Source organism: Faecalicatena contorta, from assembly GCF_022835095.1.
GTDB lineage: Bacteria > Bacillota > Clostridia > Lachnospirales > Lachnospiraceae > Faecalicatena > Faecalicatena contorta.
On sequence record NZ_BQNQ01000001.1, the window covers coordinates 769,558 to 785,213 of the forward strand.

Annotated in this window: 14 protein-coding genes; 13 read left to right on the forward strand and 1 reads right to left on the reverse strand. The window is 45.7% G+C overall.

Annotated features, from left to right (window positions below):
* Positions 1 to 152 precede the first annotated feature (152 nt).
* From rpsM to MWG26_RS03520, 7 genes are all read left to right on the forward strand, one after another.
* The gene (rpsM, locus tag MWG26_RS03490; protein ID WP_025654683.1) at positions 153 to 521 is read left to right on the forward strand and encodes a 30S ribosomal protein S13; all 369 of its coding nucleotides are present in this window, start codon (positions 153 to 155) and stop codon (positions 519 to 521) included.
* A 30-nt stretch (positions 522 to 551) separates the two neighbouring features.
* On the forward strand, positions 552 to 947 hold the full coding sequence (gene rpsK / locus MWG26_RS03495) for a 30S ribosomal protein S11 (protein ID WP_009001882.1): 396 nt from the start codon (positions 552 to 554) through the stop codon (positions 945 to 947).
* 21 nt (positions 948 to 968) lie between these two features.
* Positions 969 to 1,562, forward strand: a complete 594-nt coding sequence (gene rpsD / locus MWG26_RS03500; protein WP_025654684.1) for a 30S ribosomal protein S4 — start codon at positions 969 to 971, stop codon at positions 1,560 to 1,562.
* A 165-nt stretch (positions 1,563 to 1,727) separates the two neighbouring features.
* The gene (locus tag MWG26_RS03505; RefSeq protein WP_025654685.1) at positions 1,728 to 2,687 is read left to right on the forward strand and encodes a DNA-directed RNA polymerase subunit alpha; all 960 of its coding nucleotides are present in this window, start codon (positions 1,728 to 1,730) and stop codon (positions 2,685 to 2,687) included.
* A 173-nt stretch (positions 2,688 to 2,860) separates the two neighbouring features.
* Complete coding sequence (locus MWG26_RS03510; protein ID WP_025654686.1) at positions 2,861 to 3,397, forward strand: bL17 family ribosomal protein; 537 nt, start codon at positions 2,861 to 2,863, stop codon at positions 3,395 to 3,397.
* A 276-nt stretch (positions 3,398 to 3,673) separates the two neighbouring features.
* Positions 3,674 to 6,292, forward strand: a complete 2,619-nt coding sequence (gene adhE / locus MWG26_RS03515) for a bifunctional acetaldehyde-CoA/alcohol dehydrogenase (protein ID WP_117441064.1) — start codon at positions 3,674 to 3,676, stop codon at positions 6,290 to 6,292.
* 311 nt (positions 6,293 to 6,603) lie between these two features.
* Positions 6,604 to 7,359, forward strand: a complete 756-nt coding sequence (locus MWG26_RS03520) for an aminoglycoside phosphotransferase family protein (RefSeq protein WP_117441065.1) — start codon at positions 6,604 to 6,606, stop codon at positions 7,357 to 7,359.
* Positions 7,360 to 7,876: 517 nt separating this feature from the next.
* Here the strand turns inward: MWG26_RS03520 and MWG26_RS03525 are convergent.
* Positions 7,877 to 9,043 carry a cell wall hydrolase gene (locus MWG26_RS03525; RefSeq protein ID WP_025654688.1) on the reverse strand — a complete coding sequence of 389 codons (1,167 nt, stop codon included), beginning with the start codon at positions 9,041 to 9,043 and terminating at the stop codon, positions 7,877 to 7,879.
* 119 nt (positions 9,044 to 9,162) lie between these two features.
* Between MWG26_RS03525 and MWG26_RS03530 the strand changes: the two genes are divergently transcribed.
* The 6 genes from MWG26_RS03530 to mutY all read left to right on the forward strand — a co-directional run bounded on the left by MWG26_RS03530 (position 9,163) and on the right by mutY (position 15,597).
* A complete protein-coding gene (locus MWG26_RS03530; protein WP_025654689.1) occupies positions 9,163 to 10,008 on the forward strand; it encodes a Cof-type HAD-IIB family hydrolase in 846 nt (281 codons plus the stop codon).
* Positions 10,002 to 10,829: an undecaprenyl-diphosphate phosphatase gene (locus tag MWG26_RS03535; protein ID WP_025654690.1), complete on the forward strand. Its 828-nt coding sequence runs from the start codon at positions 10,002 to 10,004 to the stop codon at positions 10,827 to 10,829. Before MWG26_RS03530 ends, MWG26_RS03535 begins: the two co-directional genes overlap by 7 nt.
* Before the next feature lie 243 nt (positions 10,830 to 11,072).
* Positions 11,073 to 11,855, forward strand: a complete 783-nt coding sequence (locus MWG26_RS03540) for a basic amino acid ABC transporter substrate-binding protein (RefSeq protein WP_025654691.1) — start codon at positions 11,073 to 11,075, stop codon at positions 11,853 to 11,855.
* Positions 11,856 to 11,869: 14 nt separating this feature from the next.
* The gene (locus MWG26_RS03545; protein ID WP_025654692.1) at positions 11,870 to 12,562 is read left to right on the forward strand and encodes an amino acid ABC transporter permease; all 693 of its coding nucleotides are present in this window, start codon (positions 11,870 to 11,872) and stop codon (positions 12,560 to 12,562) included.
* Positions 12,552 to 13,298, forward strand: coding sequence for an amino acid ABC transporter ATP-binding protein (locus tag MWG26_RS03550; protein ID WP_025654693.1), 747 nt, complete (start codon positions 12,552 to 12,554; stop codon positions 13,296 to 13,298). The genes MWG26_RS03545 and MWG26_RS03550 overlap by 11 nt, the downstream gene beginning before the upstream one ends.
* 550 nt (positions 13,299 to 13,848) lie before the next feature.
* Positions 13,849 to 15,597: an A/G-specific adenine glycosylase gene (gene mutY, locus MWG26_RS03555; RefSeq protein WP_025654694.1), complete on the forward strand. Its 1,749-nt coding sequence runs from the start codon at positions 13,849 to 13,851 to the stop codon at positions 15,595 to 15,597.
* The last annotated feature ends 59 nt before the right edge of the window (positions 15,598 to 15,656 follow it).

Here is a 15,656-nt window from a genome sequence, read left to right on the forward strand (position 1 = left end):
CCCGTAACTCATGCCCTGCGGGCGGATCCGCAGTAAACTGCGGAATAAAGTATGCCTGGATGTTTTCGGGAGAAGGAAGCACCTTTCCGGATGCCAGGAGACATCCCAGTTAGGGACAATATGAAAACAGATTTGAAATGGAGGAAAGACACATGGCTCGTATTGCAGGTGTAGACTTACCAAGAGACAAACGTGTAGAAATCGGCTTGACTTATATCTATGGAATCGGTAGAACAAGTGCCAGCCGTATCCTGACAGAGGCAGGAGTAAATCCTGATACCCGCGTCAGAGATCTGACAAGTGAAGAAGTAAAGAAAATCAGTGAAGTGATCGAAGAGACTCAGACTGTAGAAGGTGATCTCAGAAGAGAGATCCAGTTGAATATCAAGCGTCTGAAAGAAATTGGATGTTACCGCGGAATCCGTCATAGGAAAGGCCTTCCGGTACGTGGACAGAAGACCAAGACAAATGCAAGAACATGCAAAGGTCCTAAGAGAACTGTAGCTAATAAGAAAAAATAATTAAGAATTCAAGAAAGTAGGTTAGTTTAAATGGCGAAGAAAGTTACCAAAAAAGTGACAAAGAAACGTGTCAAGAAAAACGTTGAACGAGGACAAGCACACATCCAGTCATCTTTTAATAATACAATCGTAACATTAACAGATGCACAGGGAAATGCTCTTTCATGGGCAAGTGCAGGCGGTCTGGGATTTAGAGGTTCAAGGAAATCTACTCCATACGCAGCTCAGATGGCAGCTGAGACAGCAGCAAAAGCAGCATTAGTACATGGTCTTAAAACGGTAGACGTTTTTGTAAAGGGTCCGGGATCAGGAAGAGAAGCAGCAATCCGTGCGCTCCAGGCATGCGGGATTGATGTAACAAGCATTAAAGACGTAACACCGGTACCACACAACGGATGCCGTCCACCGAAACGCAGAAGAGTCTAGTATATATAGGAGGAAGCTAACATGGCAGTAAATAGAGTTCCAGTTCTTAAGAGATGCCGTTCATTAGGTATGGACCCAATCTATTTAGGAATCAATAAAAAGTCTAACAGGCAGTTAAAGAGATCCAACAGAAAAATGAGTGAGTACGGCCTTCAGCTACGCGAGAAACAAAAAGCTAAGTTTATCTACGGCGTACTGGAGAAACCTTTCAGAAACTATTATGCAAAAGCAAAACAGATGGAAGGCATGACAGGTGAAAACCTGATGATTCTTCTGGAATCCAGACTTGACAATGTAATGTTCCGTATGGGATTTGCAAGAACAAGAAAAGAAGCAAGACAGATTGTTGACCACAAGCATGTAATGGTAAACGGCAGACAGGTAAACATCCCATCATACCTTGTAAAAGCCGGAGATACAATTGAAATCAAAGAAAAGCACAAAGGAAGCCAGAGATACAAAGATATCCTGGAAGTAACAGGAGGAAATATGATTCCTGACTGGCTGGAAGTAGATGCTGAGAACCTGAAAGCTACAGTAAAAGAACTTCCTGCACGTGAGGCAATTGATGTTCCTGTTGATGAGATGCTTATCGTCGAGTTATATTCTAAATAATCCTTGAGTATAGCATGATAGTGACATCCATGCCGCCGGGAACCGGTGATGCCGATCCGGCGGCAGGATGGAGTTTGTCGCACAGGAGCCTTTAGGAAACGGCCCCTGTGTGACACAGGCATCGTACCCCTCAACATATTTAAACCCATAAGGAGGGTCTGTGTAGTGTTTGATTTTAATAAACCTAATATTGAGATTACCGAAATTTCAGAAGATAAAAAATATGGAAAATTCGTTGTCGAGCCTCTGGAACGTGGATACGGAACAACATTAGGCAATTCCCTGAGAAGAATTATGCTTTCATCCCTTCCGGGAGCAGCTATCAGTTCTGTTAAAATCGACGGAGTCCTGCACGAATTCAGTTCCATTCCGGGTGTTAAAGAAGATGTAACCGAGATTATCATGAATCTGAAATCACTGGCAATCAAGAATACATCAGAATCAGACGAAGTAAAGACCGCATATATCGAATTTGAAGGAGAAGGTGTTGTAACAGGCGCTGACATCCAGGCGGATTCCGATATTGAGATTATGAATCCCGACCAGGTCATTGCAACCTTAAGCGGAGGCAAGGACAGCAAGTTGTACATGGAACTTACCATTACAAAAGGAAGAGGATACGTAAGCGCAGACAAGAATAAGAATGAAGACTTACCGATTGGCGTTATTCCGATTGATTCCATATATACTCCGGTAGACCGTGTAAATCTCACAGTAGAGAATACGCGTGTCGGCCAGATTACTGACTATGACAAACTGACATTGGATGTATGGACTAAAGGAACACTGCTTCCGGACGAGGCTGTCAGCCTTGCTGCGAAAGTGCTCAGCGAGCATCTGAAGTTGTTTATCGACCTCTCAGAAGTTGCTCAGGCTGCGGAAGTCATGATCGAAAAAGAAGATGATGAAAAAGAGAAAGTACTGGAGATGAGCATTGATGAATTAGAGCTCTCCGTACGTTCTTATAACTGTCTGAAGAGAGCAGGCATCAATACCGTCGAGGAACTTACCAATAAGACACCGGAAGATATGATGAAGGTGCGTAACCTTGGACGCAAGTCACTGGAAGAAGTGCTGGCCAAGCTGAAGGAATTAGACCTTGAGCTGAACCAGGGCGATGAATAAACGTTACTATTCACGGCTTATGGGCCGTGTATAGTAACGAATAAACAGCCACTGCACCATATAGATTATTATTTGAATTATCCTGTCAGTAAGCCCGAAGAGCATGGCGGGAGCATTTGATTAATAAGCCCGAAGATGCATAACCAAATGTTTGAAAATGGAGGATTAAAACAATGGCAAAGTATAGAAAACTCGGCAGAACATCCAGCCAGAGAAAAGCCTTAATCAGAAACCAGGTAACAGCTCTGCTGAATAATGGCAGAATCATTACGACAGAAGCAAAAGCAAAAGAGATCCGCAAAGTAGCGGAGGGATTAATTGCTATGGCTGTCAGAGAAAAAGATAATTACGAAGAAGTGACCGTAAAAGCAAAGGTTGCACGTAAAGATAAAGACGGCAAGAGAGTAAAAGAAGTAGTAGACGGCAAAAAAGTTACCGTATATGATGAAGTTGACAAGAAGATCAAGAAAGATATGCCGAGCAGACTTCACGCAAGAAGAGAGATGCTGAAGGTTCTTTATCCTGTAAAGGAAGTTCCGGCAGCTGCTGCAGGTAAGAAGAGAAATACAAAAGAAGTTGATCTTCCGGAAAAACTGTTCTCAGAGATCGCTCCTAAGTATACAGACCGCAACGGCGGCTACACAAGAATCGTAAAGATTGGTCAGCGTAAAGGTGACGCAGCTATGGAAGTGCTGATTGAATTAGTATAATTCTGGAAAGAAAAGTTTATAGAGATATAAATTCTTGATAAATAATGATACGGCCCGGCGGCCGCGGAAAGCTTATTGAATTTTAATGCTTTCCGCAGCCGCCGGATTTTTGTCTTCATAGTATGGATTGCATCTATTTTTGTGCAATATCAACAATAAATGTTAAAAAAATAACGTTAAATATTTGACAAAAGCAATATTGACAATTATTTAACGATAGGTTAAACTAAAACCTGTAATTAAGAAAATTATTCTATTACGGGAGGAAAAATAGAAATGGCAAAGAAGGAAAAGGTCGTAGTACCTGAGATTGTAGACAGCGTGGAAACACTCGAAGCAAAAATGAAAGCTATGCGTGAAGCTCAGAAAGTATTTGCTGCTTTTACGCAGGAACAGGTAGATAAGATTTTTTATGAAGCAGCCATGGCTGCGAATAAGATGCGTATTCCGCTTGCAAAGATGGCGGTAGAAGAGACGCAGAGAGGAATTGTGGAAGATAAGGTTATCAAGAACCACTATGCAGCTGAGTACATTTACAATGCGTATAAAGACACCAAAACATGTGGTGTGATAGAGGAAGATGCGGCGTTTGGCATTAAAAAGATAGCAGAGCCGATCGGTCTGGTAGCTGCGGTTATTCCGACCACAAACCCGACTTCAACAGCGATCTTCAAAACACTGCTTTGTCTGAAGACCAGAAATGCAATTATTATCAGCCCCCATCCTGCTGCTAAAGCATGTACGATCGAGGCGGCAAAAGTTGTTCTGGACGCAGCTGTAAAGGCTGGCGCTCCGGAAGGCATTATCGGATGGATTGATGTACCGTCTTTGGAATTAACAAACACCGTTATGAAGGATTCGGACATCATTCTTGCAACCGGCGGACCGGGAATGGTAAAGGCTGCTTACTCATCAGGCAAGCCGGCGCTCGGAGTAGGACCTGGAAACACACCGGTAATTATTGATGAGACAGCTGATGTTAAGATGGCAGTAAATTCCATTATACATTCCAAGACATTCGACAACGGCATGATCTGCGCATCTGAGCAGTCTGTAACAGTTCTTGACAGCATTTATGAGGAAGTGAAAAAAGAATTTGCTTACCGTGGATGCTATTTCCTGAAAAAGGGAGCAGAGCTGGATAAAGTACGCAAGACAATCATTATTAATGGCGCACTGAACAGCAAGATTCCGGGCAAATCAGCATACGAAATTGCAAAAATGGCTGGAGTGGATGTTCCGGAAAACACAAAAATCCTGATAGGTGAAGTGGAATCAGTAGACATTTCCGAAGAGTTTGCTCATGAAAAATTATCTCCTGTACTTGGCATGTATAAAGCAAAAACATTTGATGAAGCGTTGGAAAAAGCAGCCCAGCTTGTAGCCGACGGCGGATACGGTCACACAGCTTCCCTGTATATCCATCCGGCACAGACAGAGAAAATAGCAAAACATGCAGCAGCCATGAAAACGTGCCGTGTTCTTATCAACACACCTTCTTCTCACGGCGGCATCGGCGACCTTTACAACTTCAAAATGGCTCCATCCCTCACACTGGGATGCGGCTCATGGGGCGGAAACTCCGTTTCTGAAAATGTTGGGGTAAAACACTTACTGAATGTTAAGACAGTGGCTGAGAGGAGAGAGAATATGCTTTGGTTCAGAACACCTGAAAAGGTTTACTTCAAAAAAGGCTGTATGCCGGTTGCACTGGATGAGCTGGGAACAATCATGCACAAGAAAAAAGCATTTATCGTTACCGACTCCTTCCTGTACAAAAATGGCTACGTAGCTCCAATCGAGGCAAAACTGGATGAAATGGGTATCCAGCATTCATGCTTCTATGAAGTAGCTCCAGACCCGACCCTGCAGTGTGCACAAAAAGGTGCAGACCAGATGAGAGCATTTGAGCCGGATACAATTATCGCACTTGGCGGTGGTTCTGCAATGGATGCAGCAAAGATCATGTGGGTAATGTACGAACATCCGGAAGCAAATTTTGAAGACATGGCAATGGACTTTATGGATATCCGCAAGAGAGTATATACATTCCCGAAAATGGGAGAGAAAGCTTATTTCGTAGCGATCCCGACCTCTTCAGGAACCGGTTCTGAGGTCACACCTTTTGCAATCATCACAGATGCAGAGACCGGGGTAAAATGGCCGCTTGCAGACTACGAACTGCTTCCGAATATGGCAATTGTAGATGTTGATAACATGATGACCCAGCCAAAGGGCCTGACAAGCGCATCAGGTATCGACGTTATGACACATGCAATCGAGGCATATGTATCTATCATGGCCACAGATTACACAGACGGCCTGGCAATGAAAGCTGTAAAGATGGTATTTGATAATCTTCCATCCGCATACGAGAACGGGGCAAACGACCCACATGCACGCGAAATGATGGCTAATGCTTCCTGTCTGGCAGGTATGGCCTTTGCAAACGCATTCCTCGGACTGAACCACTCCATGGCACACAAACTGGGTGCGTTCCATCACCTTCCACACGGTGTTGCAAATGCAGTACTCTTGACAGAAGTTATGAAATACAATTCAGCAGAGGCTCCGACAAAAATGGGGACATTCTCGCAGTACCAATACCCACATGCACTTGCAAGATATGCTGAACTGGGACGCTTTGCAGGCTGCACAGGCAAAGATGACCAGGAAGTATTTGATAACCTTGTTGTAAAATTAGAAGAGTTAAAAGAGACAATCGGTATCAAGAAAACGATCAAAGACTATGGCATAGATGAGAAATACTTCCTCGACACACTGGATGACATGGTAGAGCAGGCATTCAACGATCAGTGTACAGGCGCTAACCCAAGATATCCATTGATGAAGGAGATCAAAGAGATCTATCTGAAGTGCTACTACGGCAAATAAGCTTCCCGGTCTTTCATCCACAGCCGCCGTGTCATACGGCACAGCGGCTGTATAAAAATCATAAGATATCCTCTTGAATATAAATTTTTTCTCACAAATATGAGCGTGGCGCATAAGCGTCACGCTTTTAAATTCCGCAAAGGGGTCTGACCCCTTTGCTTCAGAATGATACAAAATTAACAATAAAACTATATAAAAAAAGATAGTTAAAAATTGCACAAAATTACTCGAGGGGTCTTACATTGTTAAAAAAGTTGATGTATAATAAATACAACTTAAAAGAGCGGCATCAAAAATAGGAGGTATAGCTTATGAAACTGGAAGAAAAGAATTTAATCGTGGAACGTCCTTATAAGAAAGTTTACAAATGTGAAGATAGTGTAGTAAAAGTATTCGAATCTGCGCATCCAAAATCCGCAGTATTCAACGAGGCGCTGAATACTGCCAGAGTAGAAGAGACAGGACTGGATATCCCAAAGGTAAAAGAGGTAACACAGATAGACGGCAAATGGGCGCTTTCCATCGAATACAAAGCAGGAAAGACATTGGAAGACATGATGGAAGCAGACAGCAGCAACCTGGAAAAATATATGGAGGACTTTGTAGACCTGCAGCTGACGGTACATGCCAAGACTGCACCGCTGCTAAACAAGCTGAAAGATAAACTGTCCCGTCAGATTAACGGCCTGAAAGACTTAGATGCCACAACAAGATACGAGCTGCTCACAAGGCTGGAGAGCATGCCGAAGCACAATAAAGTCTGCCACGGCGATTTCAACCCAAGCAACGTAATCGTAGGGAAAAACGGCAAGATGACAGTCGTAGACTGGGCACACGCAACCCAGGGCAACGCCAGCGCAGATGCAGCCATGACCTATCTGCTGTTCGCACTAAAAGACCAGAATGCAGCAGACCTGTATATGAAGCTGTTCTGCAAAAAGAGCGATACAGCAAAACAATACGTACAGCAGTGGCTGCCAATCGTAGCAGCGGCACAGCTCACAAAAGATAACGAACTAGAAAAAGATTTCCTAATGAAATGGATTGATGTGATCGATTATCAGTAGGGGTGTTTTGGGGAGGGGGACGCTAAGAGGAAGGTGAGACTGTTTCCCCCCGCGGGGGCAGTACATGCCGTTTCAAACTCCTGCCCACTTGCGGAGAATCCGTAAGAGAAAAAACAGGGAACAGGAAGGGACTTGCCGCAGTTGGCCCGAATGCCGATGCATTGGCGCCGCCGGTGGCAACAGAATTTGTTTTGGTAAAACAAATTCTGCCCTCCCTGTTCCCTGTTTTTTCTCTAACGGATTCTAACCGCGCGTTCTATGGAGTTTTGAAACGGCATGCACTGTCCCCGCGGGGGGAAACAGTCTCACCTTCCTCTTAGCTGGACGCATCCGCCGGTAACTAAAACCTCCCTATTGGGGAGGTCTTTGGTCGGTGACAGTGGATCTGATGTGAATGGCCGTAATTTTGCCCAGGGCGGAAGTGATACTGTGTACATAATTAATTCCCATAAGACATACCCTCCCCATCTCAGTCAGGCGGATCTCATCCAAAAAGCCCTAAAATCGAATCCCCCCGCTACCAGCTTGGGAAGAAGAGGTTATTTCCGATGTTGACTCCAGGCCTCCCCGCTGTTCCTGCGTAGAGGAAGTAATAGCAGTCGGATACTGCGGCCAGCCGTGCTCCGTTGATGGCATCCTGGGCCACGGTATAGGCCAGTTCGCTGGCGCCTCTTGCGAGTACGGCATCCAGACGGCCTGACCATACCGGTTCAAACTGTCCGCCTGCGTAGACGACATCTGTGATCGTGTTCGGGAAGATTGGACTGTTTACGCGGTTCATGATAACTGTTGCTACGGCAAGCATGGAATCGTAATCATGCATGGCCTCACAATCGAGTATTGCCGCAAATACATCCAGATCGTTTCCGGCCACATTGGTTGCTCCGCCGTTGACTATGGTGTCATCATAACCACCGTTATCACTGCCGCCTCCGGAATCATTGCCTCCGGATGGCGTATCTCCGGGATCATTGTTGTCATTCGCATTGTTATTGCCACTGTCAGGCTTCTGAGCAGCGGCGTTTTCTGCGGCAACTTTAGCGGCCGCCTCTGCAGCCAGTTTGGCGGCTTCCTCCTCCCGCAGTTTTTTAAGCTGTGCGTTGAAGGCGTTCAGATCAGTAGAGGTTGCCTCCGCCTTCTGAACCAGCTCTGCCTGCCGGGTCTCCAGGTTTTTCTGCAGTTCCTTCATGGAATCCTGCTGAGCCTCCAGAGTTATTTTTCTGTCAGCAATCTCTTTCTGGGTCTCCTGCAGGATCTGGAGCATACTCCGGTCATATTTACTGATATTCTGTATGAAGTCGGCTTTGTTTAAAAAGTCAGTCAGGTTGTCCGCCGAAAAAAGCATCTCCAGGAGTGTTGCATTACCGGTTTCATACATATACTTAATACGGGATTTCATATCTTCGTATTGTTGTGCTTCGTCTGCCTCTGCCTCAGCTAAGGAATCTTTTGTCCTCTGGATTTCACCGTTGGTAATTTCAACCTGCATCTCAGTTGTTGATATCTCATCACTTATTGCCACAAGTTCCTGATTGATACCTTCAAGCTGGTTCTGCAGATCAGAAGTTTTGCTTTCGAGACTTTCTGCATCTTCGGCGTGCGCCGGGAAAACAGAAAGCACCAGTACAAGAGAACAGATAAATGCCAGAAGAGCCTGTCCCCTGTGTTTTAAGCGCAATTTCATATTCTACAATTCCTTTCTTAATTGTTTTGCCCTGATATTATACTATAAATTGCTTTATTAAGCAAATTTTGATAGAATAAGTTATAAAAATTTAGTGAGATGTAAGGAGCTGGCAGGAGATGAAACAGCAGATAAAAATGATTGGACTGGACTTGGACGGTACACTTTTGAATGACAAAAAGGAACTGCTGCCGTATACAAAGCATGTGCTGCAGGAAGCAATTGCAAAAGGGATAGTTGTACTGATGGCAACAGGAAGGCCGTTTACGGGCATTCCGGAGGAACTGAGATTTTTTCCCGGCATACGCTATGCACTTACCGCAAACGGGGCAAGGGTGATCGATGCGCAGGAAGAGAAAATTCTCATGGAACGCCTCCTTCCGATAGAAAAAGCGAAGAAAGCATTGGAAACTCTGCGGAAATATGATACATTACAAGAAGTGTACTTTGATGGACAGGGGTATGCAGATAAGGAGAAGCTGGATTCCATCAGCCGTTACCATCACAATCCACATATGTGGGATTATGTGCGCAGGACCAGGAAAGCAGTGCCGGATGTCATGGCGCTGGCAATGGAACGATATCAGGATATGGATAAAATGCAGGCGTTGTTTGCCAATCTGGAAGACAAAACAGCCGCGTGGAGGGAACTGGAACAGCAGGAGGGTATCGTACTGGTCAGCTCACTGGGATATAATATAGAAATAAACGCTGCCGGAGTAAACAAGGGAACAGCATTAGTTGAACTGGGCAGCATGATTGGAATCAGGCGTGAGGAGATTATGGCATGTGGTGATGGCGACAACGATATTGAGATGATAAAAGAAGCCGGCTTTGGCGTTGCGATGGGCAATGCGGAAGAAGAGGTAAAGGCCGCCGCAGATTACATAACACTTTCCAATGAAGAAGAGGGGGCGGCAAAGGCCATTGAAAGATTTGCTCTAAGAGGAGGAGACATATGTTAGAAGCTTTAAAGGTAATTGTACTGGGGATTGTAGAAGGTATTACCGAATGGCTGCCGATCAGCAGCACGGGACACCTGATACTTGTAGAAGAGTTTATAAAGCTGAAGATGACGGAAGACTTTATGTCAATGTTTAATGTGGTTATTCAGCTGGGGGCAATCCTGGCGGTCGTAGTCATCTATTTCCATAAACTGAATCCGTTTTCTAATACGAAGACGCAGAAACAGAAGATGCTGACCCTCCAGCTGTGGGTTAAAGTTCTGATCGCATCGGTTCCGGCAGCCATAATCGGCCTTTTATTTGATGACTTTATTGATGCGCATTTGATGAATTATGTGGTAGTAGCGATTACGTTGATCCTATATGGTATTGCATTTATTGTTGTGGAAAAACGGCATGAACATGTGAAGCCGGCGGTGAAGAGGCTGTCAGACCTGACGATCCCAATGGTAGTGATTATTGGATGCTTCCAGGTACTGGCACTGATACCGGGCACCTCACGGTCGGGCGCAACGATAATCGGCGGTCTGCTGATTGGGGCGGCGAGAGGCGTAGCCGCGGAATTTACATTTTTCTTAGCCATTCCGGTTATGTTTGGGGCCAGCTTCCTTAAGATCATTAAGTTCGGTTTCCATTTTACGGGTGCGGAAGTATTTTTGCTGCTGCTTGGATGTATCATCTCCTTCGTGGTATCTATATTCGCCATCAAGTTTTTGATGCAGTATATCAAGAATCATGACTTTAAAGTATTCGGATATTACCGGATTGTTCTGGGAATCATTGTGCTGCTCTACTTTGGAATGACAGCATTATTTGCATAAAAAGCGGCAGACAGAAGTGATCCTATGCACGGCCCATGGGCCGTGCATAGCAGCGTATAAAGTACAGAAAAGAAATAGTACATTCAGTACGGAGATGGCCTCTATGGCCTTCTCTTTTTTATTTCCTGGTGGAATATTAAGGGAAATACGGCGCATAGTCTTGTTTTTTATAGAAAACATGATAAAATATAGAGATAATGTGTATGATTATGCATAACAATGTAAATTTGGAGGGTACGGAAAATGAAAAAGAAAGTTTTAAGTGTTTTATTGGTGGCAGTATGCGTATTATCAATGGCGGCATGCGGATCTAAGAAAGAAGACAGCAGTGCAGGGGATGCAGGTGACAGCGGCAAGAAGGAAAAGCTGGTGATGGCTACGAATGCAGAATTTCCGCCGTATGAATTCTATGAAGGAAAAGAAGTCGTAGGAATCGATGCTGATATTGCGGCTGCAGTAGCAGAGGAGATGGGAATGGAGCTTGAGATTGAGGACATGGCTTTTGACTCTATCATCACAGCAGTAACAAGCGGAAAAGCAGACATTGGCGCGGCAGGTATGACTGTGACTGAGGACCGTCTGGAAAATGTAGATTTTACAGATACATATGCAACAGCAACACAGGTGATTATCGTCAAAGACGATAGTGCAATCGCTGGACCAGATGATCTGACAGGAAAGAAGATCGGCGTACAGCTGGGAACCACAGGAGATATCTATGCGGACGACATTGAAGACGCAACTGTAGAGCGTTACAACAAGGGTTTTGAGGCTGTACAGGCATTGCAGCAGGGCAAGATTGATGCGGTAATCATCGATGGCGAGCCGGCGAAAGAATTTGTAAAAGAAGCGGAAGGGCTCAAGATTCTGGACGAAGCATTTACAGAGGAAGAGTATGCAATTGCCGTTAAAAAAGGAAATGATGAACTGAAAGAGAAAATTAATGATGCACTGGCTAATCTGAAGGAGTCTGGTAAATTGGATGAAATCGTAGCGAAATATATCAGCGCTGACAGTGCAGAATAAAAGAGGATACGATTATGTTGCAGACGTTGCAGGATAAGTTTTATGGGAATTTTATAGAAGAAAACCGCTGGGAATACATTTTAGATGGACTGGGGGTCACTTTACAGGTGACCTTCTTTGCCGTCATAATCGGAATTGTAATTGGTTTTCTGATTGCAATTATACGCTCCACGTATGATAAAACAGGAAAGCTGAAGATCCTTAATTTTATCTGTAAGATCTACCTGACGGTGATCAGGGGAACTCCGGTTGTTGTACAGCTTTTGATCATTTACTTTGTAATATTCGGAAGCGCAGACATCAGCAAAGTTCTGGTAGCTATTATGGCATTCGGGTTTAATTCCGGGGCCTATGTTGCCGAGATATTCCGCTCCGGTATCATGTCTATTGATAACGGACAGTTTGAGGCTGGGCGCAGCCTGGGATTTAACTATGTACAGACCATGATCCATATCATTATGCCGCAGGCTTTTAAGAATGTACTCCCGGCGCTTGGCAATGAGTTTATCGTGCTGTTAAAAGAGACATCCGTATCTGGTTATATCGCCCTGCAGGATCTTACCAAAGGCGGCGATATCATACGAAGCCGTACATATGATGCATTCATGCCTCTTATTGCGGTAGCTTTGATTTACCTGATTATGGTAATGATCTTTACAAAGCTCGTAAATCTGCTGGAGAGGAGGCTGAGAAACAGTGATCACTAATGGAGATGTATTGATTAAGGTAGAAGACCTTCATAAGGTATTTAATAACAGGCTTCATGCACTGGACGGGGTAACGGAAGAAATCCGTAAAGGCGAAGTTGTAGTAATTGTCGGACCGTCAGGCTCCGGCAAGTCAACGTTCCTCCGATCCCTAAACCTTCTTGAGACTCCGACAACGGGGCACGTATATTTTGAAGGAACAGACATTACAAGCAAGGAAACGAATATCGACCGCCATCGCCAGAAGATGGGGATGGTGTTCCAGCATTTTAATCTATTCCCACACAAGACGATTATGGAAAATATCACGCTTGCACCGATTAAGCTTCTGAAGAAGAGCAAAGCCGATGCTGAAAAGCGGGCGATGGAACTTCTGAAGCTGGTGGGGCTGGAGGAAAAGGCACATGCCTATCCGTCCCAGCTGTCAGGCGGTCAGAAGCAGCGTATTGCAATTATCCGTTCTCTGGCAATGAATCCGGATGTCATGCTTTTTGATGAGCCGACTTCCGCCTTGGACCCTGAGATGGTGGGGGAAGTCCTGGAGCTAATGAAAAAGCTCGCCCATGATGGAATGACAATGGTGGTTGTGACACATGAAATGGGCTTTGCACGGGAAGTGGCGACCAGGGTTATATTTATGGACGAAGGGAAAATAAAAGAACAGGGGGCTCCGGAGGAATTCTTTAATAATCCGGCGGAACCTCGACTTCGGGAGTTTCTTTCGAAGATTTTGTAGGCAGGGGGGCCTGATGGAAGCGGGACGCTCCGACAGCGCCGAGGGATGCTTATGCTGTTTTTGGAAACCGGCCGCTTCGCCTAAGAAGAGCTAACTGCGAAAAAACCGCATTTTATGGGACCGAGCGTATTCACTTAGAAAGCCGATGCTTTCTAAGTGAATACGCTCTGGGAAATTGATTCCGAATCAATTTTCCCCCATAAAATGCGGTTTTTCGCAGTAAACTCTTTTAAGGCACGCTTGAGGCTTCCAAAAACAGCATAAGCATCCCCCGCCGCTGTCGGAGCGTCCCGCTTCCATCAGGCTGGGCTGCATCAAATCGGGGAAGAGAGCGCTGGTATGAGGAGATTTCGGAGAGGGGATCTGGGCGGGGGCGGCGGATGGAGTTGAATTGGTGTGTAAGATTTGACAGCAGAACTTTTTTAAAGATATGATTACTTTTAGCTATCAGCCAATAATCTCCATCTATTATTTGGTTTCTTTTTAGGGGGTTCTGTGGTAGTCTAATTTTACGATGTACTAGAACGGGAAATGAAAGAGGTTTTGGTGAATGAAGTATGAACGAATAGAAAAGGCAGTGTTTCTGGAGCGGCCCAATCGGTTTATTGCTTATGCTCTGATTGGGGGGCAAAGAGAGACGATTCATGTGAAGAATACGGGGCGGTGCGCGGAGCTTCTGAAAGAGGGGGCTGTTATTTATGTGCAGGAGAGCCTTAAGCCGGAGCGGAAGACGAAGTGGGATCTGATTGCTGTGGAAAAAGGGGACAGGATGGTGAATATGGATTCTCAGATTCCGAACAGAGTGGCTCAGGAATGGATCGAAGCCGGTAATTTGTTTGGAGAGTCTCCGTTTGTCAGGGCGGAGACTACTTATGGGAACTCGAGGTTTGATCTCTATGTTGAGGCAGACGGGCGCAAGTGTTTTGTAGAGGTGAAGGGGGTTACGCTGGAAGAGGATGGCGTGGCACGGTTTCCGGATGCACCGAGTGAGCGGGCGGTTAAGCATGTGGAAGAGCTTTGTAAGGCTGTAAAGGATGGATATGAGGCTTATGTTTTGTTTGTGATCCAGATGAAGGGGATACGCTATTTTACCCCGAATATGGATACGCATCCTGCGTTTGGGGAAGCGCTGCGCAGGGCTAAGGCGGCGGGTGTGCGTATATTGGCGCGGGACTGTAGAGTGACGGCGGATAGTATTGTTATGGATGAGGCGGTGCCGGTGGTGCTGGGGAGTCCGGAGCTGAAAGAGGCAGTGGTACCCCTTGTGCGCTGGTACCGGGAACATAAACGGGATCTACCCTGGCGGCATGATATCAGTGCATACCGGGTCTGGATATCTGAGATTATGCTCCAGCAGACGAGGGTGGAGGCTGTGAAGCCCTATTTCGAAAGATTTCTAAAGGAGCTTCCTACGGTGAAGGATCTGGCAGAGGTGGAGGAAGACCGGCTTATGAAACTGTGGGAGGGGCTGGGCTATTACAACCGGGTACGGAATATGCAGAAGGCGGCCCGGCAGATTATGGAGGAATATGGCGGGGAGTTTCCGGATACATATGAGGGAATCCGTTCGCTGACGGGAATCGGGAGCTATACGGCAGGTGCGGTCGGCTCTTTTGCATTTGGGATTCCCAAGCCTGCGGTGGACGGGAATGTCCTTCGGGTGGCGGCAAGACTTATGGCGCGGGATGAGGATATTATGAAAGCGGGTGTCCGGGCACGTATTGAGGAGGAGATTGAGGAAGTGATTCCCGCCGATGCGCCGTCGGATTTTAACCAGGGGCTGATTGAGCTGGGAGCTATTGTCTGCGTGCCGAACGGTGAGCCTAAATGTATGGAGTGTCCCCTGGCCGGGCTTTGTAAGGCTAGAAAGCTTGGCATCGAGACGGAGCTGCCGGTCAGAACCAAGGCAAAGGCCAGACGGATCGAGAAGAGAACGGTTCTGATACTTTTGGACGGGGACACGCTTGCGATTAAAAAACGCCCGCCAAAGGGGCTTTTGGCCGGTCTGTATGAGTTTCCAAATCTGGAGGGTCACCTGAATAGAAAAGAAGTGATACAGTACTGCAACTCCATTGGGCTGTCTCCGCTGCATATGAAAAAGGTACAGAGTGCGAAACATATATTCAGCCATGTAGAGTGGCATATGACGGGGTATGAGATTAAAGTGGACGGGCTGGAGAGAAACTGCAGCGCGGATATGCTGTTTGTCCGCAGAGAAGAGATCGAGGATAAATACCCGATTCCTTCTGCCTTTGAGGCATATCGCCGGGGCATTTTAGAGTCCGCTCTGTTTTCTTGAATCCCGGGCGGATTTATGGTATACTCACTTTATAACATGTGGGATAAAAGGAGTGTAAA

Bases quoted from the DNA above. Each gene is read 5' to 3' on its own strand.
- MWG26_RS03510 (WP_025654686.1), top strand. From the start codon at position 2,861: ATGGCAAAGTATAGAAAACTCGGCAGAACATCCAGCCAGAGAAAAGCC.
- MWG26_RS03540 (WP_025654691.1), top strand. From the start codon at position 11,073: ATGAAAAAGAAAGTTTTAAGTGTTTTATTGGTGGCAGTATGCGTATTA.
- mutY (WP_025654694.1), top strand. From the start codon at position 13,849: ATGAAGTATGAACGAATAGAAAAGGCAGTGTTTCTGGAGCGGCCCAAT.
- MWG26_RS03535 (WP_025654690.1), top strand. From the start codon at position 10,002: ATGTTAGAAGCTTTAAAGGTAATTGTACTGGGGATTGTAGAAGGTATT.
- MWG26_RS03520 (WP_117441065.1), top strand. From the start codon at position 6,604: ATGAAACTGGAAGAAAAGAATTTAATCGTGGAACGTCCTTATAAGAAA.
- rpsM (WP_025654683.1), top strand. From the start codon at position 153: ATGGCTCGTATTGCAGGTGTAGACTTACCAAGAGACAAACGTGTAGAA.
- MWG26_RS03545 (WP_025654692.1), top strand. From the start codon at position 11,870: ATGTTGCAGACGTTGCAGGATAAGTTTTATGGGAATTTTATAGAAGAA.
- MWG26_RS03525 (WP_025654688.1), bottom strand. From the start codon at position 9,043: ATGAAATTGCGCTTAAAACACAGGGGACAGGCTCTTCTGGCATTTATC.
- MWG26_RS03530 (WP_025654689.1), top strand. From the start codon at position 9,163: ATGAAACAGCAGATAAAAATGATTGGACTGGACTTGGACGGTACACTT.
- adhE (WP_117441064.1), top strand. From the start codon at position 3,674: ATGGCAAAGAAGGAAAAGGTCGTAGTACCTGAGATTGTAGACAGCGTG.
- rpsK (WP_009001882.1), top strand. From the start codon at position 552: ATGGCGAAGAAAGTTACCAAAAAAGTGACAAAGAAACGTGTCAAGAAA.
- rpsD (WP_025654684.1), top strand. From the start codon at position 969: ATGGCAGTAAATAGAGTTCCAGTTCTTAAGAGATGCCGTTCATTAGGT.